This window comes from Pseudogemmobacter bohemicus (assembly GCF_003290025.1).
GTDB lineage: Bacteria > Pseudomonadota > Alphaproteobacteria > Rhodobacterales > Rhodobacteraceae > Pseudogemmobacter > Pseudogemmobacter bohemicus.
In genome coordinates this window covers 1212356-1230944 of sequence record NZ_QNHG01000001.1, presented here as the reverse complement: position 1 = coordinate 1230944, position 18589 = coordinate 1212356, and the positions used below count along the sequence as shown (strand labels likewise).

Genomic DNA, 18589 nt, shown 5'->3' with positions numbered 1-18589 from the left:
GACCTGAGCGGTCCCGGAGAAGGGCCGGGATTGCGCGAGGGGGTGCTCGGGGGGGGGCACTGGGGTGGGCAGGGGGGATTGCAAGGGGCGGCGCCTCTCTGTTGCCGTCTGCGTGATCAGTTTGCGGCATCTGTGCCGGGGGGTGTATCCGAGAGGGCGGCTTCGCTCAAGCCTCAGCCCCGGGGCCTCGGGCCCTTTGGGCTGCACAAGGCTGGTGGCTGATCGTCAGAACGCGTTATTGACCACAAAGACCAGCGACTGGAACAGCGCATAGCCCAGCCCCGCCACCCAGGCCAGCGCGATGGCCGCGCCGACAAGGCCAAGCGCGATCCAGAGCCCGTCGCGCTGCAGGATGCCCAGCCCGATCACCGAGATCGCAGCTGCGGGCGCCAGATTGGCAAAGGGCACCGGCAGCGCCAGCGCAATGGCGAGGATCAGGCAGACAAGGCCCAGCACGCGCTGCGCGCCGGGGCTGGCCAGCACTTCCAGCCGGGGATGCATCAGGGATTCGGCCCGCCGGATCCAGGGGTCGATTTTCGCGACCATGCTGGCAAAGACCGCGCGCGACATCGACCGTTTCGCGATGAAGTCCGGGAGCCAGGGGGCCTGGCCCAGCATCATCTGCGTCGCCAGAAAGATCAGCGGCAGGCCAAGCACTCCTGCAAGGCCAGGCGGCGAGGGCAGGATATTCGGAAAGGCAAAGATCAGCAGCAGCGCCCCGAAGGCACGGGCGCGCATAATGTCGAGCATATCGCCGATCGCCACCCGCTCGCGGCTCTCGTCATTGGCCAGCGCCGCGAGGATTGTGCTCAGCCCATGCGGTCTGGCGCCTGATCTGGTGCCCGGCCTGACGGATGCATCCGGATTGCCAGGCCGTGCGCCCTCGGACGGGGGCGGGGTGGCAGAGGTCTCGTTCTGGTCTTCCACGCGGGCGCAACCTTCAAAAGAAAGCCCCTGAGGCGCGCCCGGGGATGCGGGGCGCCGTAGCAGGGGGTGAGGCCCGATCTCGTCATTGCGAGGCGCCACCGCAAGGGGGAGGGCCGCGAACGGGGCCGCCATCGGCAAAACCCCGCAGGCGACTGCGGTGGTCAAACGATAAAAGCCCGCCGCCTGGCCTGCCGCCTCGTCTGTGGGCCGTGCCAAAAGACGGGCGCATCCGGCCGAGACGGTCACCAGCGGCGCCATGGTCCGGATGCCGCCGGTCAGGTGGCGTCCGGCCCCGGCTGCGGCAGTCGCAGCCGGGGCCGGGGCAGTCCTTGCGCGGTGCCGTGGCGGCTGTCCCGGGGCGCTGCCGCCGTTTTACTCTGCCGGTGCGTTTTTCGCGAGCCAGGCCTTCATCCAGGCGATCTCGCCTTCCTGGGCTGCGATGATTCCCTCGGCCAGTTTGCGCACCTCCGGGTCGGAGCCGTGTTCCAGCGCCACCCGCGCCATCTCGACCGCGCCTTCGTGATGCGGGATCATGCCGCGCAGGAAATCGACATCGGCATTGCCGGTATAGTCGATCCCCATATCGCCATGCATCTTCATGGCCGCCGCCTCGAATGCCGCCGTCGAGGCAGGGGGGGCGGTTGCCGCCGGTGCCGCGCCATGGGCGGAATGATCCATCGCGGGCATTTCCTCGGCCGCAAGCGGGGCAGCCGCCGCAAACAGCAGCGCGGCAAGGATGGGGGCTTTGAACATCTGGCTTTCTCCTTCGTTCTGACCCTGGCCTCATGCAGCCTTCCGGCTGGGGGAAGGCAAGTCACGCTCGGGTGAGGCCGTCCCGCGCCCGAGATGCCATTTTTCCGGGCAGCCCCCCCGGAAATCGCGCAATGTGCAGCGAAGGCCGGTTCATTGTGCGACCGGGAGAGGTTCAAACCACCGGGTCTGACCGTTATCTTGCAGCCATAACGTAGTAACGGATTGATTCATGTCCCGCCCCGAGTCCGTCTCTGACAAAGGTTCCCGCGCCGCTCTCCGCCGGCCGCTGATCGGGGTGATTGCCAATTCGCACCATGTTGACGGCCGCTATGAGGTGCATGGCAGCGGCGTGATCAATACCGAGGCGCTGGCTCAGGTCTCGGGCGTGTTGCCGCTGATCGTGCCGACCGATCCGCGCCTCGTGCGGCTGGAGGATCTGCTTGATCAATGTGACGGCTTCCTGCTGACCGGCGGGCGGCCCAATGTGCATCCTTCGGAATATGGCGAGGACGAAACCCCGGCCCATGGCGATTTCGACCGCTCGCGCGATGCGATCACGCTGCCGCTGATCCGCGCCTGTGTTGAGCGCGGCCAGCCGGTCTTCGGCATTTGCCGCGGCTTTCAGGAGGTCAATGTCGCGATGGGTGGCAGCCTTTACCCCGAGATCCGCGACCTGCCCGGGCGGATGAACCACCGCATGCCGCCCGAAGGCACGATGGAAGAGAAATTCGCCCTGCGCCATCCGGTCAAATTCACCGAAGGCGGCGTGTTCCACCGGCTGATGGGGGCCTCTGCGGTGATGACCAATTCGCTGCATGGCCAGGGCATCAACCGCCCCGGCAAGCGCATCGTGATCGACGGCACCGCGCCCGACGGCACCCCCGAGGCGATTTATGTCGAGGGTGCGCCGGGCTTCACGCTGTCGGTGCAATGGCATCCGGAATGGCATGCCGGCGAGGATCCGGTCTCGCGCCCTCTGTTCGAGGCCTTCGGCCGCGCCGCCCGCGCCTGGGTCGATGGCGGCCGTCCGCTGACCGCCTGATCCCCCGATACCGGCTTTCCCGCAGGCCCTTCCCCCGTTAAGTTAGCGCAAACGTCCGGCATGGCCCGGGCGCAGGCCGGGAGGAAAGATGAAGCGCTCGCGTATCAATGAGATCATGGCGGCGGCGGATGAGATGATCCGCCATTACGGGTTCACCCTGCCACCTTTCGCCCGGTGGAGCCCCGGGGAATTCCGGGCGCGGCGCGACAGTGCCTCGCGCATCGTTTCGGGGCGCTGCGGCTGGGATATCACCGATTACGGCGAGGGGCGGTTTGACGAGCTGGGCCTCTTCCTCTTCACGCTGAGAAATGGCGAGCTGGCCGATCTGCAGCGCGGCGGCGGCATGTGCTATGCGGAAAAGCTGCTGATCTCGCGCCAGGATCAGATCTCGCCGATGCATACCCATGTCATCAAGGCCGAAGACATCATCAATCGCGGCGGTGCGACGCTGGTGGTCGAACTGTTCGGCAGCGATGACAAAGGCGCATTCGCTGCGGATCGTGGCGGGCTGGTGCGCTGCGACGGGGTCGACCGGCCCTATGCCCCGGGCGACAGGCTGCGGCTGGCGCCGGGCGAGTCGGTGACGCTGATGCCGGGCGACTGGCATGCTTTCTGGGGCGAGGGCGGCGATGTGCTGATCGGCGAGGTTTCGACCGTGAATGACGATCTCACCGACAATATCTTCCGCGAGCCGATCGGGCGCTTTGCTGCGATCGAGGAGGATGTGGCGCCGACCCATCTTCTGGTCAGCGATTACGAGACCTGGCTCGCCTGACCCCGCCTGGCGCTTGATACGCAAAAAGGCCGCCTTGGGGGCGGCCTTTTCAGTTCTTTCGCCAGTCTTAATTGGCCAGTCTTAATTGGCGGGGCAATCGGCACCGGTGCAGGCCGGCGCTGCACCGGCGGGTGCTGTTGCGGCGGGTGCTGCAACGGCGGGGGCCGCCGGCGTTGCAGCCGGCTGCGCGGCTGCCGGGGCGGCAGGCGCTGCGGGTGCGGTCACGGTGAAACTGTCTGCCGGCGCGGTGGTCGATGCCGAGGGGGCAACCACGGCCGGAGCAACAGCCGCAGGCGTCGCGGCGTCAGGTGCTGCGGCAGCCGGGGTGCCAGTGGGGGCACCGGGGATTGCCGGGCCGATCATCGGCGGCACCGCCGGGGTCGCAGCCGGTGCGGCGGCTTTCCTGGCTGCGGCCTTTTTCGGCGCGACCGGTTTCGGAATGTTCAGACCGGTCGGCATCTGACCGCTGGCGGTCAGGGTGATCACCCGCTCGCCGCCTTTGACGCGCTCAAAAAGGTCCATCACGTCCTGGTTGATCATCCGGAAACAGCCCGACGAGGCGTTGCTGCCAATCGACTTCCATTCCGGAGTGCCATGGATGCGGTAACCATAGTCGCGACCGCCCGAGGTCAGGTAGATCGCGCGCGAGCCCAGCGGGTTGCTGGGGCCGCCCGGCTGGCCATTGCGCCATTTCTCAAGCGAGGGCTTGCGGGCGATCATCTCGGCGGGTGGCGTCCAGGTCGGCCATTGCCGTTTGTTCGCGACGATGGATTCGCCCGACCAGCCAAAGCCGTCAGCGCCGACCGCGATGCCGTAGCGCAGCGCCTTGTTCTTGCCCAGCACATAGTAAAGGAAGCGTGGCGTCGGGTCGATCACGATGGTGCCGGGGGCGAGGTCGCTCGGGTAATCGACCACCTGGCGGCGATAGGCCTCGGGGATCTGATCGACCGGCAGGCCGGGAACGGTAAAGGCCCCGTCAGCGCGCGCGGCATAGATCGTGGGATCGGTGACGATCTTGGGTTGTTCAATCAGCTGGGCTGCGGGCTGGTCCTTGCCCGTGGTGGTGGTCATCGTATCGACACAGGCCGACAGCAGCATTGCCGCAAGAAGAACCGCCCTGGCGGGGCTGGTCGCGATACCGCGCAGCGGGGCGACGAAACCGGTCATTCGCATCTGGATCTCGCATCAAATTTTCGTATGGAAATCATCGTCCGGTCCCGAAAGGGCGCCGACGTTTCCCCTCGCTTTTCAGTGGGCGAGCCTAGCCCCGAGGTCAAGTCCCGTGATGATCGGGACACTCTGATGTGAACACAGGATCGTGAGAATCCGCCCGCTTTACAGGCAAATTCCTCCTGTGGGTGTATCTCATCCGGAAACAGCGCCCCGGACGGCGCGGTCGGGGCCTCAGGTGACGCGGCCGCGAATCCGGAATTCCGGACGGTCCCAGAGCCGGTCCTGCATGATCCGGGCCAGGATTTCGATGGCGCGGGCCACGTCATCGCGGTCGATATAAAGCGGCGTGAAGCCGAATCGCAGGATATCGGGGGCGCGGAAATCACCGATCACGCCCGCCGAGATCAGCGCCTGCATGATGGCATAGCCCTCGGCATGGCGGAAACTGACCTGGCTGCTGCGCATCGCGTGATCGCGCGGCGTGGCAAGGATCAGATCGGGGCAGGCCGCCTCGACACCCGCGATGAACTGGTCCTGCAATTCCAGCGAGACGCGGCGCAGGTCCTGGAGATCGACGCCTTCCCAGACATCGAGTGCCGCATCCAGCGCAGCCAGCTGCAGGATCGGCGGCGTGCCGACCCGCATCCGCTCCACCCCGCGGCCGGGGCGGTAATCGGGGTCAAAGGCAAAGGGTGATTCGTGGCCGAGCCAGCCGGACAGGGCCGGGCGGGCGCGCTCCTGATGGCGGGGGGCTACATAGATGAAGGCCGGGCCGCCCGGGCCGGAATTGAGATATTTATAGGTGCAGCCGACCGCGAAATCGGCGCCGTCGCGCGCCAGTTCCACCGGGAAGGCGCCGGCGGAATGCGCCAGATCCCAGACCAGAACCGCGCCTTTCGCATGGGCGATCCGGGCAAGCCCGGCCATGTCATGGCGCCGCCCGGTGCGGTAATCGGTCTCGGTGATCATCACCACCGCGATGGTCTCGTCGATGGCATCGGCCACCTCTTCGGGCGCCACGGTTTTCAGGCTGTATTCGGGGCCAAGCATCCCGGTCAGCCCCTGGGCTATATAGAGATCCGAGGGGAAATTGCCGGTATCCGAGAGGATCACCCGCCGGCCCGGCACCAGATCAAGCCCCGCCGCCAGCGCCTGCCAGACCTTGATGGAAAGCGTGTCGCCCATCACGACCGAGCCCGTCTCGGCCCCGATCAGCCGCGCCACCCGGTCGCCGACGCGCGAGGGCATCTCCATCCACCCTGCCTCATTCCAGGCGCGGATCAGCATCTGGCCCCATTCGGCGATAACCGTCTGAGCCACCCGCGCCGCCACTGCCCTTGGCAGCGGCCCCAGCGAATTGCCGTCCAGGTAGACCACCCCCTCGGGAAGGTCGAACATGGCTTTCGTGGCTGTGAAATCGGTTGGCATGAACGGCTCCTTCGATCCCGGTGATCCGGTGTCGCATGCCGCCGGCGAATATGCCAGTCTGCCCTCGGGCCAGTGTGCGGGCCAGTGTGCTGGTCGGGGCGCGGGCCGGGGTGGGCGCGGTGTGGCGCATCGTTAGCGCTATCTGCCGGACCCGCCCGAACGGGTGGGGCGTTTTTCCCACCAAAAGCGTCGTAAAGCGCTTGCACTTTCCGCCGGGTAAGGGAAAGGTCCGCCGAAGATTACGCCTTCGTGATCCTGCGCCAAAACGTAGCGTAACAAAACTTCAACCCGAAAGTAGGGATTGTAATTTTGTTGCCCAATGTTATTGGGGCGCGCCTGCTCAGAAGAAGGGGGAGAACGCACTTTGAAGATTGGTGCCTTGAAAGAGATCTTCGCGGGGGAAAACCGGGTCGCGATGACTCCGGATTCCGCGTTGCAGCTGCAAAAGCTGGGCCATAGCTGTCTGATCGAGACCGGAGCCGGCGCGAATGCGGGCTTCACCGATGAGGCCTATAAAGCCGCCGGCGTCACCGTTCTGAGCTCGGCCAGCGCCGTGGCGGAACTGGCTGATGTGGTAGTGAAGGTTCGCGGGCCCGAGCCGCAGGAGCTTGATCTCCTGCATGAGGGCGAGACGCTGATCTCGTTCTTCTGGCCGGCGCAGAATCCTGAACTGCTGGAACAGGCAAAGGCGAAGGGCGTCACTGCTGTCGCGATGGATATGGTCCCCCGGATCAGCCGCGCGCAGAAGATGGATGCGCTGTCTTCGATGGCCAATATTGCCGGCTACCGCGCGGTGATCGAGGCGGCGAACAACTTCCCGCGCTTTTTCACCGGTCAGGTGACGGCAGCGGGCAAAGTGCCTCCGGCCAAAGTGCTGGTGGTGGGGGCTGGCGTGGCGGGTCTGGCGGCGATTGGCGCGAGCGTGTCGCTGGGCGCGATCACCTATGCGTTCGACGTGCGACCCGAAGTGGCCGAACAGATCAATTCGATGGGGGCGGAATTCGTCTACCTCGATTTCTCGGAAACGCAGACCGATGGCGCGGCGACCGGTGGCTATGCGGCCCCGTCCTCGCCCGAATTCCGCGAAGCGCAGCTGAAGAAATTCCGCGAACTGGCGCCGGAGATTGACATTGTCATCACCACCGCGCTGATCCCGGGCCGGCCGGCGCCGAAGCTCTGGACCGAGGATATGGTCGGGCTGATGAAGCGCGGCTCGGTCATCGTCGATCTCGCCGCCGAGCGGGGCGGCAATTGCGACCTGACGGTCCCGGACCAGAAGATCGTGACCGCCAATGGCGTGACCATCGTGGGCTATACCGACTTCCCCAGCCGGATGGCGACCCAGGCATCGAACCTTTATTCGAACAATATCCGCCACATGCTGGCCGATCTTACGCCGGGCAAGGACGGTGTCATCAACCATAATATGGAAGATGACGTGATCCGCGGCGCGACCGTGGCCAAGGCGGGCGAGGTCACATATCCGCCGCCGGCCCCGAAGATCGCGGCGATTGCGGTGCAAAAGCCGAAAGAGGCCGCCAAAGAGCTGACGCCGGAAGAAAAACGCGCGGCGGAAGTGGCGGCGTTCAAAGCGCAAACCCGCAACCAGTTCACTTTGCTGGCGGTGGGCGGTGGCCTTTTGCTGCTGGCGGGGCTTTTCGCGCCGGCAAGCTTCATGTCGCATTTCATCGTCTTCGTGCTGTCGTGTTTCATCGGCTTTCAGGTGATCTGGAATGTGGCGCATTCGCTGCATACGCCCCTGATGGCGATCACCAATGCGATCTCGTCGATCATCATTCTTGGCGCGCTGTTGCAGATCGGCTCGGGCAACTGGCTGGTGATCGTGCTGGCGGCATTGTCGGTGCTGATGGCCGGGGTGAATATCTTCGGCGGTTTCCTCGTCACAAGGCGCATGCTCGCCATGTTCCAGAAGTCGTAAGGGAGGGGGAACAGAATGTCTCTTGGTTTCACCACCGCCGCCTATGTCGTCGCGGCTGTTCTTTTCATCCTCTCGCTCGGGGGCCTGTCGAACCAGGAAAGCGCCAAACGCGCGGTCTGGTATGGGATCACCGGCATGGCGCTGGCGGTTGTCGCCACGCTGGTCGGGCCCGGTGCGGGCCTTTGGTGGCTGTCGGCTCTGCTGATCGCTGCAGGCGGTGCGGCGGGCTATGTGGTCGCACAGCGCGTCCAGATGACTGAAATGCCGCAGCTTGTTGCGGCAATGCACTCGCTGGTGGGTCTGGCAGCCGTGTTCATCGGCTTTAACACCCATATCGAGGTTGCCTCGCTGGGCGAGCTGGCAGGCATGCTTGCAGACCCCGAGAAGCTGATGGGGCTGGCCTTCGGTGCCAATCCGGAAGTCCTGAAAACGCTTGAAGGCATGGCCAATGGCGAGGTCTCGGGCTTTATGGCGACGCTGCTGAAGAAAGACCTGACCGAGATCGCGATCCTCAGGGTCGAGACTTTCCTTGGCGTCTTCATCGGGGCGGTGACCTTCACCGGTTCGGTCATTGCTTTCGGCAAGCTTTCGGGCAAGGTCGATGGCAAGGCGAAGAAGCTGCCGGGCGGCCATATGCTGAACGCAGGCGCTGCGGTGATTTCGGTGATCATGCTGGCAGTCTATCTGCAGACCGGTGCAGCCTGGCCGCTGGTTGTGATGACGGTGGCGGCTTTGTTCATCGGCTATCACCTGATCATGGGGATCGGCGGCGCGGATATGCCTGTCGTGGTCTCGATGCTGAACAGCTATTCCGGCTGGGCGGCGGCGGCGATCGGCTTCTCGCTGTCGAATGACCTCCTGATCGTGGTCGGCGCGCTGGTCGGCTCTTCGGGGGCGATCCTCAGCTACATCATGTGCAAGGCGATGAACCGGTCATTTGTCTCGGTGATCCTGGGCGGATTTGGTGGCACCACCGGCCCCGCGATGGAGATCTCGGGCGAGCAGGTGGCGATTGATGCCGATGGTGTGGCCTCCGCGCTGAATGATGCGGATTCGGTGATCATCGTGCCGGGTTACGGCATGGCGGTGGCCCAGGCGCAGCAATCGGTGTCGGAACTGACCCGGAAACTGCGGGCCAAGGGCAAGAATGTGCGCTTCGCCATTCACCCGGTTGCGGGTCGTCTGCCAGGCCATATGAACGTGCTGCTCGCGGAGGCGAAGGTGCCTTATGATATCGTTCTGGAAATGGACGAGATCAATGAGGACTTCCCCGAGACGGATGTGGTGATCATCATCGGCTCGAATGACATCGTGAATCCGGCGGCGCAGGAGGATCCGAATTCGCCCATCGCCGGGATGCCGGTGCTGGAGGTCTGGAAGGCGCGGCAGGTGTTCGTCTCAAAACGCGGCCAGGGCACCGGCTATTCCGGGATCGAGAACCCGCTGTTCTACAAAGACAATACGCGGATGTTCTATGGTGACGCGAAGAAGTCGATTGATCAGCTGCTGCCGATGATCGAGTGATCTGACGCTTGTGATGCAAATGGAAAGGGCCGCCCATTCGGGCGGCCCTTTCCATTTGCGGTGGCGGGGGCTCTGCCCCCCATGCCGCCGGTTCCTCGAACCGGTGGCGGAAACGTCGGCAAACCCCGGGATATTTAGAGACAGATGAAATCAGAGAGCGGCGTGGAGAATGGATTCCAGGGTTTCTGCGGCGAGTGCGACCGGGTTGCCCTTCATGGAACTGGAGGCGGCGGAGGCTGCGGCGATGTCGGGGATCTGGCTTTGCGTCAGGCCGAAGGTGCTGAGGCGGGGAAGACCGGTCTGATGCGCCCAGGAGCCGAGGGCTTCGGGGGTATCTTCGGGCGGGCAGCCGAGAGCTGGGGCGAGGGCTTTGAAGACCTCGGTGAGACGCGGGGCGTATTTCGTATCGGCGCAGGCCTCGGTATTGGCGCGCAGTGTGGGGCCGAGGAGGGCGCCGCAGATCGCGCCATGGGGCGCGTTGAACCGGCCGCCGATCACGCCGGCAAGGCCATGCACCGCGCCGAGGCCGCCATTTGCCAGCGCGAGGCCGCCGGTCAGGCTGATATGGGCCATGATATCGCGCGCTTGCGGGTCTTCCTCTTGCATCAGCCGCATCAGGGCCGGTAGGCCGGGGACCAGTGCCGGGCGGGTGATGGCATCGGTGTAAGGGGTGGCTTTTGATGAGAGGAAGGGTTCGATCACCTGGGTGATGGCGTCGAGGCCCGAGGCGAGGGTGACGCGTTGCGGGCAGTGATCGGTGAGCGCCGGGTCGATGATCACCAGCCGCGCCAGCATCAAAGGGTCGCGCAACGACACTTTGCGGCCATGGTCGGGAATGCCGATCACCGCGTTTTTGGTGACTTCGGCGCCGGTTCCGGCAGTGGTGGGGATCGCGATGAATGGGAGTGGCGCGGCCCTCAGCGGCAAGCCGCGCCCGACCACTTCAAGATGGTCCATCGGTTCCCCGGGCGCGGGGATCAGCGCCGCCAGCGCCTTGCCGAAATCGAGCGCCGCGCCGCCACCGATGGCCGCGACCCAGTCGGGCCGGTGGGCGCGGGCCTCGGGCAGGGCGGCGGTCAGGTCAGACAGGAGCGGCTCTGTGGCGATGGGCAGCGCCAGCAGCGCGCAATCTGCAAGCGCGTCCAGTGCCCAGGCCGCCCGGGCGGGACTGGCGCCGTGGATGATCAGCCCGCGACGGCCAAAGCCGCGCATCAGCTCTGGCGCTGCCTTTGCCTCGCCCCGGCCAAAGAGGATGCGGGCGGGGGCTTCGATCCGGTATTGCATGGAGGCCTCGGAATTGCTTCAGAATTGCATTGTGGCGGCGACGGCCCGCTGCCAGCGCGTATATTTCTCATCGCGCAGCATCCCGGGCATTTGCGGCAGGAAGCTGCGATCCAGCGCCCAGGAGCGGGCGAAGTCCTCTGGCCCTCCACTGATCCCGGCTTGCATGCCGGCTAGGAAGGCCGCGCCGAGCGCCGTCGTTTCGGTCACGACCGGCCGGTCCACCCGCTGTCCGATCATATCAGCAAGGAATTGCATCACCCGGTCCGACACCGTCACACCGCCATCGGCGCGCAGGATGCCGGTCTTTTCCGCACCCCAATCGGCCTGCATGGCGCCGATCAGGTCGCGGGTCTGGTAGCCGATGCTCTCAAGCGCCGCGCGGGTAAGCTCTGCGGGGCCGGTATTGCGGGTCAGGCCAAAGATGGCGCCCCGGCTTTCGGGATGCCAGTAAGGCGCGCCGATGCCGGTAAAAGCGGGGACGAGGATGACGTCCTGGCCCGGATCCGCGCGGGCGGCCAGCACCTCGGCCTCGCCGGCCTCGCGGATGATCCTGAGCCCGACGCGCAGCCATTGCACCACGGCGCCTGCGATGAAGACCGAGCCCTCCAGCGCGTAATGGATGCGTCCGTTCAGCCGGCTGGCCACCGTGGTCAGCAGCCGGTTTTGCGATGGGATGAAGGTTTCACCGGTATTCAGCAGCGCGAAGCAGCCGGTGCCATAGGTGGCTTTCAGCATGCCGGGGTGGAAACAGGCCTGGCCCATCGCCGCCGCCTGCTGATCGCCTGCCACGCCGAGGATCGGGATCTCGCGCCCGAAAAGATCGGCGCGGGTCCGGCCGTAATCCGCAGCGCAGTCGCGCACCTCGGGGAGGAGCTGCGCAGGGATATCGAACAGCGCGCAGAGATCCGGATCCCAGCGGTTTTCCCGGATGTTGAACAGCATGGTGCGGGCGGCATTGGTGGCGTCGGTGGCATGGATGCGCCCGCCGGTCAGGTTCCAGATCAGCCAGCTGTCGACGGTGCCGAAGGCCAGCTCACCCCGCTTTGCCCGTGCGCGCGCGCCGGGGATAGTATCGAGCAGATATGCCAGCTTGGTTGCCGAGAAATAAGGGTCAAGCAGCAGCCCGGTCCGGGCGGAGATCATCGGCTCATGCCCGGCCTCGCGCAAAGCCTCGCATTGGCTGGCGGTACGGCGGTCCTGCCAGACGATGGCGTTGTGCAGCGGCTGGCCGGTGGCGCGGTCCCATAAAAGGGTGGTCTCGCGCTGATTGGTGATGCCTATGGCGGCGATGTCCCCCGCGCCGATCCCGGCTTTTTCGATCGCCGCCCGCGACGTGGCCGCGACCGAGGCCCAGAGATCGGCGGGATCATGTTCGACGAGGCCCGGCGCGGGGAAGATCTGCGGGAATTCTTCCTGCGCGCTGGCGATGGGGCGCAGGATTCCCTCAACCTGGCCCCCGCCAGGCTGGCCCGCCTCAAACAGAATCGCGCGCGACGAGGTGGTGCCCTGGTCGATGGCGAGAATGCAGGTCATGGATCATCCCTCCCGATGCGGGCGCGGCGCTTTTTGCGGGCCGGTTTCACCAGCCTCTGCCGCAGTCACTGCTGTAGTCTCTGCCGCAAGGGCGCCGGCGGCAAGCGGCATCAGTACAGGCAGTCGGGTTCCGGATCCGGCTCGCACCAGATCTCCTGGCGCGGGAAGCGGATGGTGTGATCGGGGAATTCGGCGGCGAAACCCCATTCGAATAGCACCAGCCGCCCTTGCCGTAGACGCTGTGCAGCGCCTCGCAGGATTTCCCGAGCGTGAGCGTCTCGCGGGTGGGGGGCGACTTCTGTCTCTGCCCCCCAGACCCAGCACGCGCGAGACCGGATTGACCGATTTCAGCACATAGCCATTGGCGTTGCAGCTGATCGCCCAGGCATGGTTGTCGCCGATATAGGTGTAGTCCCGGGTCAGGACCGGTGCTGCCAGCAAAGGAAACGGGGGAGGGCGGAGATGCCGCAGAGGGATCCCTTTCCAGGGGCCTGGCCAGATCAGGCGGTGGCGCAGGCAAAGGTGAAAGCGGGTTCGAAATACTGCATCAGCGCGGCGTCGAGATCGGACATGCCGACCGGCAGACCCAGATCCACGAGGCTGGTGACGCCGTGATCCTGGATACCGCAGGGTACGATGCCGGTGAAATGCGACAGGTCCGGCTCGACATTGATCGAGATGCCGTGAAAGCTGACGCCGCGCCGGATCTTGATGCCGATGGCCGCGATCTTGTCTTCGGCGGGGCTGCCATCCGGGGCTGCCGGTCGGTCGGGACGCACCACCCAGACCCCGACGCGGCCCGGGCGGATCTCGCCTTTGACGCCGAATTCGGCCAGGGTGTCGATCACCCAGCGTTCCAGCGCGCGCACGAAGCAGCGCACGTCATTTCCTTTGGGGCCGCCGCGTTTCTTCAGGTCGAGCATGGTATAGATCACCCGCTGGCCCGGCCCGTGATAGGTATATTGCCCGCCGCGCCCGGCGGCATAGACCGGGAATCGGTCAGGCTGCACCAGATCCACCGCTTTTGCCGAAGTTCCGGCCGTGTAAAGCGGCGGATGTTCCAGCAGCCAGACCGCCTCATCCGCCTCGCCGGTGGCAATGGCGGCGGCACGCGCCTCCATCTTCGCGAGGGTCTCGGAGTAGGGGGCGAGGCCCGGAATATGGGTCCATTCGGTCACGATGCGGGTCTTTCGTTTATCGACGCGAGGTCTGGGCAGATCGGGGCGCCGCGCCGTTTGTGCCATGAAGTCTCTCGTCCAGGCAACCGCTTCAGCCCGGACATAAGCGTCAGATAACCCTCCGGAACAGAACGACAAGTCCGGTGGCGCAGAAACCTCGTGCGGGCGATGGAGAAAGTTGAAATTACCCCTTTCCTTCGCGCGCGAGTAAAGCTACATACCCGCCACCTGATCTGACAAGTGCGGATGTGGCGGAATTGGTAGACGCGCAGCGTTGAGGTCGCTGTTCCTTAACCGGAGTGAAAGTTCGAGTCTTTTCATCCGCACCAATCGGTTCAGGCAAACCCCGGTTCTTCCGGGGTTTTTGCTTTTTCGGGGGTGGCAGCCCCGCAATTGGCGCCCCGGATGTTCTTCTGCTGGTTCGCCCCTTTGGATGAAGGCGGTCCTCCTGGACCCTTTCAGGCGGGCGGCCCCACCCCGCTGACAGATACAGAAAACCAGGTTTCGCTGCCGGTTCCGGGAGACCGGACAGTGGGCCGGGCCTGGCGCGCAGAGCCTGAAGCGGCTGACGTCGGGCGCCGTCAGGCTGCGCGCTGGAACCGGCGCGGTTCAGCAACATCGGGCCCCTTGATCCTCGGCTTTTGGTGCGTTTTCCGGGGGCGTGGGCCTTCGACCTGGAAAGCGGGCAACATGGAAAAGGCCCGGGCGCCTCAGCCGCCCGGCCGGGTCCTCATCCCGCAAATCTGTCGAGCCATTGGCTTAGTCCCGCATCCGGCCGGCATCATCCCAGACCGGGGCGAGATGGACGCGGGCAGGGCGGCGTTCGCCGAGGATTTCCACCTCCAGCGCGAGGCCGTCTTCGACGCGATCCGCCGGGATGAAGCCCATGGCCAGCGATTTGCCCGTCCAGTGGCTGAACCCGCCCGAGGTGCACCAGCCGACGACTTTTCCGTCAAGCCAGACCGGCTCCCATGCCACGACATCGGCATCAGACACGTCGACCTCCATGGTGACGAGGCGGCGCGACGGGCCGGTTTCGCGTTCTTTCAGCGCGGCGGCCTTGCCGATCCAGTCGACGGGTTTGGTCCAGGCGATGAAGCGGTCCAGCCCGGTCTCGGCCGGGGTGTAATCGGGCGAGAACTCGCGCCCCCAGGAGCCGAACCATTTGTCGAGCCTCAGGCTCATCATCGCGCGCATCCCGAAGGGGGTGATGCCGAGATCGGCGCCGGCCTTCATCAGCACCTCCCAGAGGTGGCGCACCGACATCTGGTCGCAGAAAATCTCATAGCCGAGGTCAGCCGTGTAGCTGACGCGCTGCACGAGGCAATTCGCCATGCCGACGGTCATCGGCTTCACATCCATGAATTTGAACGCCTGCGCCGAGACATCCGAGCGGGTGACGCGGGCGAGCAGTTTGCGCGCATTCGGGCCGGCAATGGTGAAGCCCGACCGTGTATCCGAGATATTCTCGACCGTGACGCCCGCTTCGGCGTGATCCTGGAACCAGCGGCTGTGCCAGCCTTGCGCACCGTAGCTGGCGGTCAGCTGGAATTCGGTCCCGGAAAGGCACGACACGGTGAAATCGCCGATGATCTTGCCCGATTCCGCCAGCATTGGCGTCAGCGAGATGCGGCCGGGTTTCGGGATGCGACCCGCCATGATGCGGTCAAGCCAGGCGCGCGCGCCCGGGCCTTTCACCAGGTATTTGCCAAAATTCTGCAACTCATTGATGCCAACGCCCTCGCGCAGGCCTTTGACCTCGCCCGCGGTGGCCTCCCAGGCGTTGGAGCGCTTGAACGTTGGCGTCTCCAGCCGCGGCTCGCCGGGCAGGGCAAAGTAATTGACGACCTCAAGCCCGTATTGCTGGCCCCAGACCGCGCCCATCTTGTCGAAAATGTCGTACATCGGCGTGGTGCGGAAGGGGCGGGCGGCAGGGCGCTCCTCGTTCGGGTAAGAGACGTTGAAGCGCATCTGGTAGTTTTCAATGACCTTCGGCACCGTATAGCCAGGGCTGGTCCAGGTGCCGAAACGCGCCACATCAAAGCCGCGCGGGTCGCGTTCGACCTCGCCTTCGATCATCCATTGCGCCAGCGCGAGGCCCATGCCGCCGCCCTGGCTGAACCCGGCCATCACCGCGCAGGCGGACCAGTAGTTTTTCAGCCCCGGCACCGGGCCGATCAGCGGGTTGCCATCGGGGGCAAAGGTAAACGGCCCATGGATCACGCGTTTCACGCCCGAGCGTTCCAGCACCGGGAAGCGGCGATAGGCGAAGGCGACGGAATCCTCGATCTTGTCGAAATTCTCGTTCAGAAGCTCATGGCCGAATGTCCAGGGGGTGCCATCGACCGCCCAGGGCTCGCAGGGCTTTTCATAGAAGCCGATGCAGAGGCCGCGACCCTCCTGGCGCAGATAGCTCTCACCGCCCGGGTCCATCACATGCGGGAATTCGCGGCCCTGGGCGAGGATATCCATGATTTCGGGGATGTCCTCGGTCACCAGATATTGATGCGCCATCGGCAAAAGCGGCAGGTAGACCCCGGCCATCGCGCCGATCTCGCGCGCCCAGAGGCCGCCCGCGTTCACCAGATGTTCGCAGGTGACGGTGCCTTTCCCGGTCACCACTTCCCAGCCGTCTTTGGTCGGGTTCGTCTCCAGCACGCGGTTGTGCAGGACGATCTCGGCGCCCGCCATCCGTGCGGCTTTGGCATAGGCATGGGTGGTGCCGGAAGGGTCAAGGTGACCATCCAGCGGGTCGTAAAGTCCGCCGATGATCCCGTCGAGATTGACCATGCCATCGGTCATTTTCGAGATCTCGGCGGGGGAGAGGATCTCGGTATCGAGCCCCATATAGCGGTGTTTCGCGCGCTCGGCCTTCAGCTGTTCAAACCGCGCCGGGTTGTCGGCCAGGGTCACGCCGCCGACATGGTGCAGCCCGCAGGACATGCCGGTGATCGCCTCCAGCTCTTTGTAAAGCCGGATCGTATAGCCCTGCAGCGCCGCCATATTTGTGTCGCCGTTCATCGTGTGGAACCCGCCCGCCGCATGCCAGGTCGAGCCAGAGGTCAGATCGGACCGCTCGATCAGCATCACATCCGACCAGCCGAGTTTCGTCAGGTGGTAAAGCACCGAACAGCCGACGACGCCGCCACCGATCACCACCACGCGGGCATGGGATTTCATCGCTCAACTCCGGTGCAATGCTGGGACATGGGCCGAGAGTGGCGGCAGAACGGTGAAATCTCAGGTCAGGTGGCGACAGGATATGTCGCTTTTGTCAGATCAACCGCTTTGGCCTGGCCGGTATCTGCCGGTGTTGTTAAGAATGGTTAATTTTATGGCTGCGAGCATTTCGGAAAAAATGGTCATTCCATGCGCAATATCCCCGGAGGCGGAGCGCTTCTGGCGCTGAGTGTCACCGCGCTGGTGCCTCAGGTTGCGCTGGCACAGGCCGTCTGTTCTTCCCCATGACGGTGCCGGACTGGCATTGGCGCCGGATCGCCCCGGCCTGTCGAAAGGTGCTGTCAGCCCGGGGGAAGGGGGCAGCCTCGCGGGCGGCTGCAAGACCTGCTCAAAGCGCAAGGCCTGCGGCGACAGCTGCATATCCCCTTCGAAATTCTGCCTTAAAGGGCCGGGCTGCGCCTGGGACGGATGAGGTCACGGGGCGTATTGCCGGGGCTGTCACAAACAAAAAGGCCCCGGGGTTCTGATCCGGGGCCTTTTGCATTTTCAGAAGGGTTTACTTTTCGGGGATCAGCCCGCGTGGCGCGAAGCGCAGCACGAGGAGCAGGATAACCCCCAGGGTGAAGAGCCGCATATGCGCCGCCGATTCCGCCAGCTGCGATTTCAGCGCGCCTTCGGGCAGGCCGGCGGTCAGAAAGGACATCATCTGCGGCCCGAGGAACTCTACCGCGAGATAGAGCCAGCCGATCAGGATACCGCCGAGAATGGCGCCTTTGTTGTTTCCCGACCCGCCGACGATCACCATCACCCAGATCAGGAAGGTAAAGCGCAAAGGCGCATAGCTTGACGGCGTAAGCTGCCCATCGAGCGAGGTCATCATCGCGCCCGCCAGCCCCACCACCGCCGAGCCGATGATGAAGATCTGGAGATGCCGGTATTTGACATTCTTGCCCATCGCGGCGGCCGAGATTTCATTGTCGCGGATGGCGCGGGTCATGCGGCCCCAGGGGCTGTTCAGCGCGCGCTCACAAAGCCACAAAAGCGCCAGCAGCACGATGGTAAAGAGACCCGCATAAAGCAGTTTGACCGCGATGGCCGAGGAAGACACCGGATCGGCATTCACCATCCCGATCCAGTCGGTGAAATCGGGGCTGCGCTGCAGCTCCAGCTCGTAAGGAACGGGCCAGGGGCGGGGCAGGTCGATCAGGTTCTTGACGCCGCGGTCCAGCCAGTCCTCATTGCGCATGACCGCGACGATGATCTCGCCGATCCCCAGCGTCGCAATCGCAAGGTAATCCTCGCGCAGGCCAAGCGCCACTTTGCCGATCACCCAGGCCACGGCACCAGCCAGCAATGCGCCCACCGGCCAGGCCCAGAGCGAATTCAGCCCGAGCCCGCCGATATGGCCGGCTTTGGAGGAATCGTTGGCCTCGACCGCCATCACCGCCGGGTCAAGCAGCGCGCGGTAGATGAAAAAGCAGATCAGCAGGAAGGCGATGGTCGCCAGCGTCCGCGTGCTGCCTTTGGGCAGCTTTTTTTGCATCCAGACCGCCAGCGCGATGGCAATGGCGCCAAAGACCAGCGCGCCGATGATCCCGGGCGTGCCGGCCTCCCACGCGCCGGCGACGGACTTGCCGGAAACCAGCACCACCGCGAGGCCGCCAAGTGCCACGAAACCGACGATGCCGGCCGAAAACAGCCCAGCCCAGCCCCATTGGATATTCACCCCGATCGCCATCACCGCCGATATCAGCGCGAGGTTCAGGATATTCAGCGCGAGGTTCCAGCTTTGGAAGAACCCGGTCAGCACGAACAAAAGCGCCACGCCGGCGAAGAGAAGGGTGTTGCGCATC

At 64.9% G+C, this 18589-nt stretch carries 13 protein-coding genes and 1 tRNA gene; 5 read left to right on the top strand and 9 right to left on the bottom strand.

What is annotated here, in order from left to right; translation table 11 throughout:
* Positions 1–225: 225 nt before the first annotated feature.
* Positions 226–927 carry an exopolysaccharide biosynthesis protein gene (locus DRF71_RS05805; protein WP_157970939.1) on the bottom strand — a complete coding sequence of 234 codons (702 nt, stop codon included), beginning with the start codon at positions 925–927 and terminating at the stop codon, positions 226–228.
* Positions 928–1299: 372 nt separating this feature from the next.
* Entirely contained in the window at positions 1300–1680 is a 381-nt protein-coding gene (gene copM, locus DRF71_RS05800; RefSeq protein WP_112309531.1) for a CopM family metallochaperone, read from the bottom strand.
* Positions 1681–1909: 229 nt separating this feature from the next.
* On the opposite strand from copM, the gene DRF71_RS05795 reads away from it, so the two are divergent.
* Entirely contained in the window at positions 1910–2722 is an 813-nt protein-coding gene (locus DRF71_RS05795; protein ID WP_112309530.1) for a gamma-glutamyl-gamma-aminobutyrate hydrolase family protein, read from the top strand.
* Positions 2723–2810: 88 nt separating this feature from the next.
* Entirely contained in the window at positions 2811–3497 is a 687-nt protein-coding gene (locus DRF71_RS05790; RefSeq protein ID WP_112309529.1) for a D-lyxose/D-mannose family sugar isomerase, read from the top strand.
* 81 nt (positions 3498–3578) lie between these two features.
* On the opposite strand, the gene DRF71_RS05785 is transcribed toward DRF71_RS05790, so the two are convergent.
* Positions 3579–4670, bottom strand: coding sequence for a L,D-transpeptidase (locus DRF71_RS05785; RefSeq protein WP_112309528.1), 1092 nt, complete (start codon positions 4668–4670; stop codon positions 3579–3581).
* Positions 4671–4901: 231 nt separating this feature from the next.
* Positions 4902–6098, bottom strand: a complete 1197-nt coding sequence (kynU, locus tag DRF71_RS05780; protein ID WP_112309527.1) for a kynureninase — start codon at positions 6096–6098, stop codon at positions 4902–4904.
* Positions 6099–6462: 364 nt separating this feature from the next.
* On the opposite strand from kynU, the gene DRF71_RS05775 reads away from it, so the two are divergent.
* On the top strand, positions 6463–8037 hold the full coding sequence (locus tag DRF71_RS05775; RefSeq protein WP_112310016.1) for a Re/Si-specific NAD(P)(+) transhydrogenase subunit alpha: 1575 nt from the start codon (positions 6463–6465) through the stop codon (positions 8035–8037).
* 15 nt (positions 8038–8052) lie between these two features.
* Positions 8053–9561 (top strand): NAD(P)(+) transhydrogenase (Re/Si-specific) subunit beta, encoded by a 1509-nt coding sequence (locus DRF71_RS05770; RefSeq protein ID WP_112309526.1) that lies wholly within the window; start codon positions 8053–8055, stop codon positions 9559–9561.
* Between the two features lie 150 nt (positions 9562–9711).
* Here DRF71_RS05770 and DRF71_RS05765 read toward each other — a convergent pair whose 3' ends face one another.
* The 3 genes from DRF71_RS05765 to lipB all read right to left on the bottom strand — a co-directional run bounded on the left by DRF71_RS05765 (position 9712) and on the right by lipB (position 13556).
* On the bottom strand, positions 9712–10845 hold the full coding sequence (locus DRF71_RS05765; RefSeq protein WP_112309525.1) for an iron-containing alcohol dehydrogenase: 1134 nt from the start codon (positions 10843–10845) through the stop codon (positions 9712–9714).
* A gap of 18 nt (positions 10846–10863) precedes the next feature.
* The gene (gene glpK, locus DRF71_RS05760; RefSeq protein ID WP_112309524.1) at positions 10864–12378 is read right to left on the bottom strand and encodes a glycerol kinase GlpK; all 1515 of its coding nucleotides are present in this window, start codon (positions 12376–12378) and stop codon (positions 10864–10866) included.
* A gap of 500 nt (positions 12379–12878) precedes the next feature.
* Positions 12879–13556, bottom strand: coding sequence for a lipoyl(octanoyl) transferase LipB (gene lipB, locus DRF71_RS05755; protein ID WP_198672107.1), 678 nt, complete (start codon positions 13554–13556; stop codon positions 12879–12881).
* 242 nt (positions 13557–13798) lie between these two features.
* Here lipB and DRF71_RS05750 point away from each other — a divergent pair.
* A tRNA-Leu gene (locus tag DRF71_RS05750) sits at positions 13799–13885 on the top strand.
* A 430-nt stretch (positions 13886–14315) separates the two neighbouring features.
* Here DRF71_RS05750 and DRF71_RS05745 read toward each other — a convergent pair.
* On the bottom strand, positions 14316–16736 hold the full coding sequence (locus tag DRF71_RS05745; protein WP_112309522.1) for a GcvT family protein: 2421 nt from the start codon (positions 16734–16736) through the stop codon (positions 14316–14318).
* Positions 16737–17292: 556 nt separating this feature from the next.
* Positions 17293–18588, bottom strand: a complete 1296-nt coding sequence (locus tag DRF71_RS05740; protein WP_112309521.1) for a branched-chain amino acid ABC transporter permease — start codon at positions 18586–18588, stop codon at positions 17293–17295.
* Between the last annotated feature and the right edge of the window lies 1 nt (position 18589).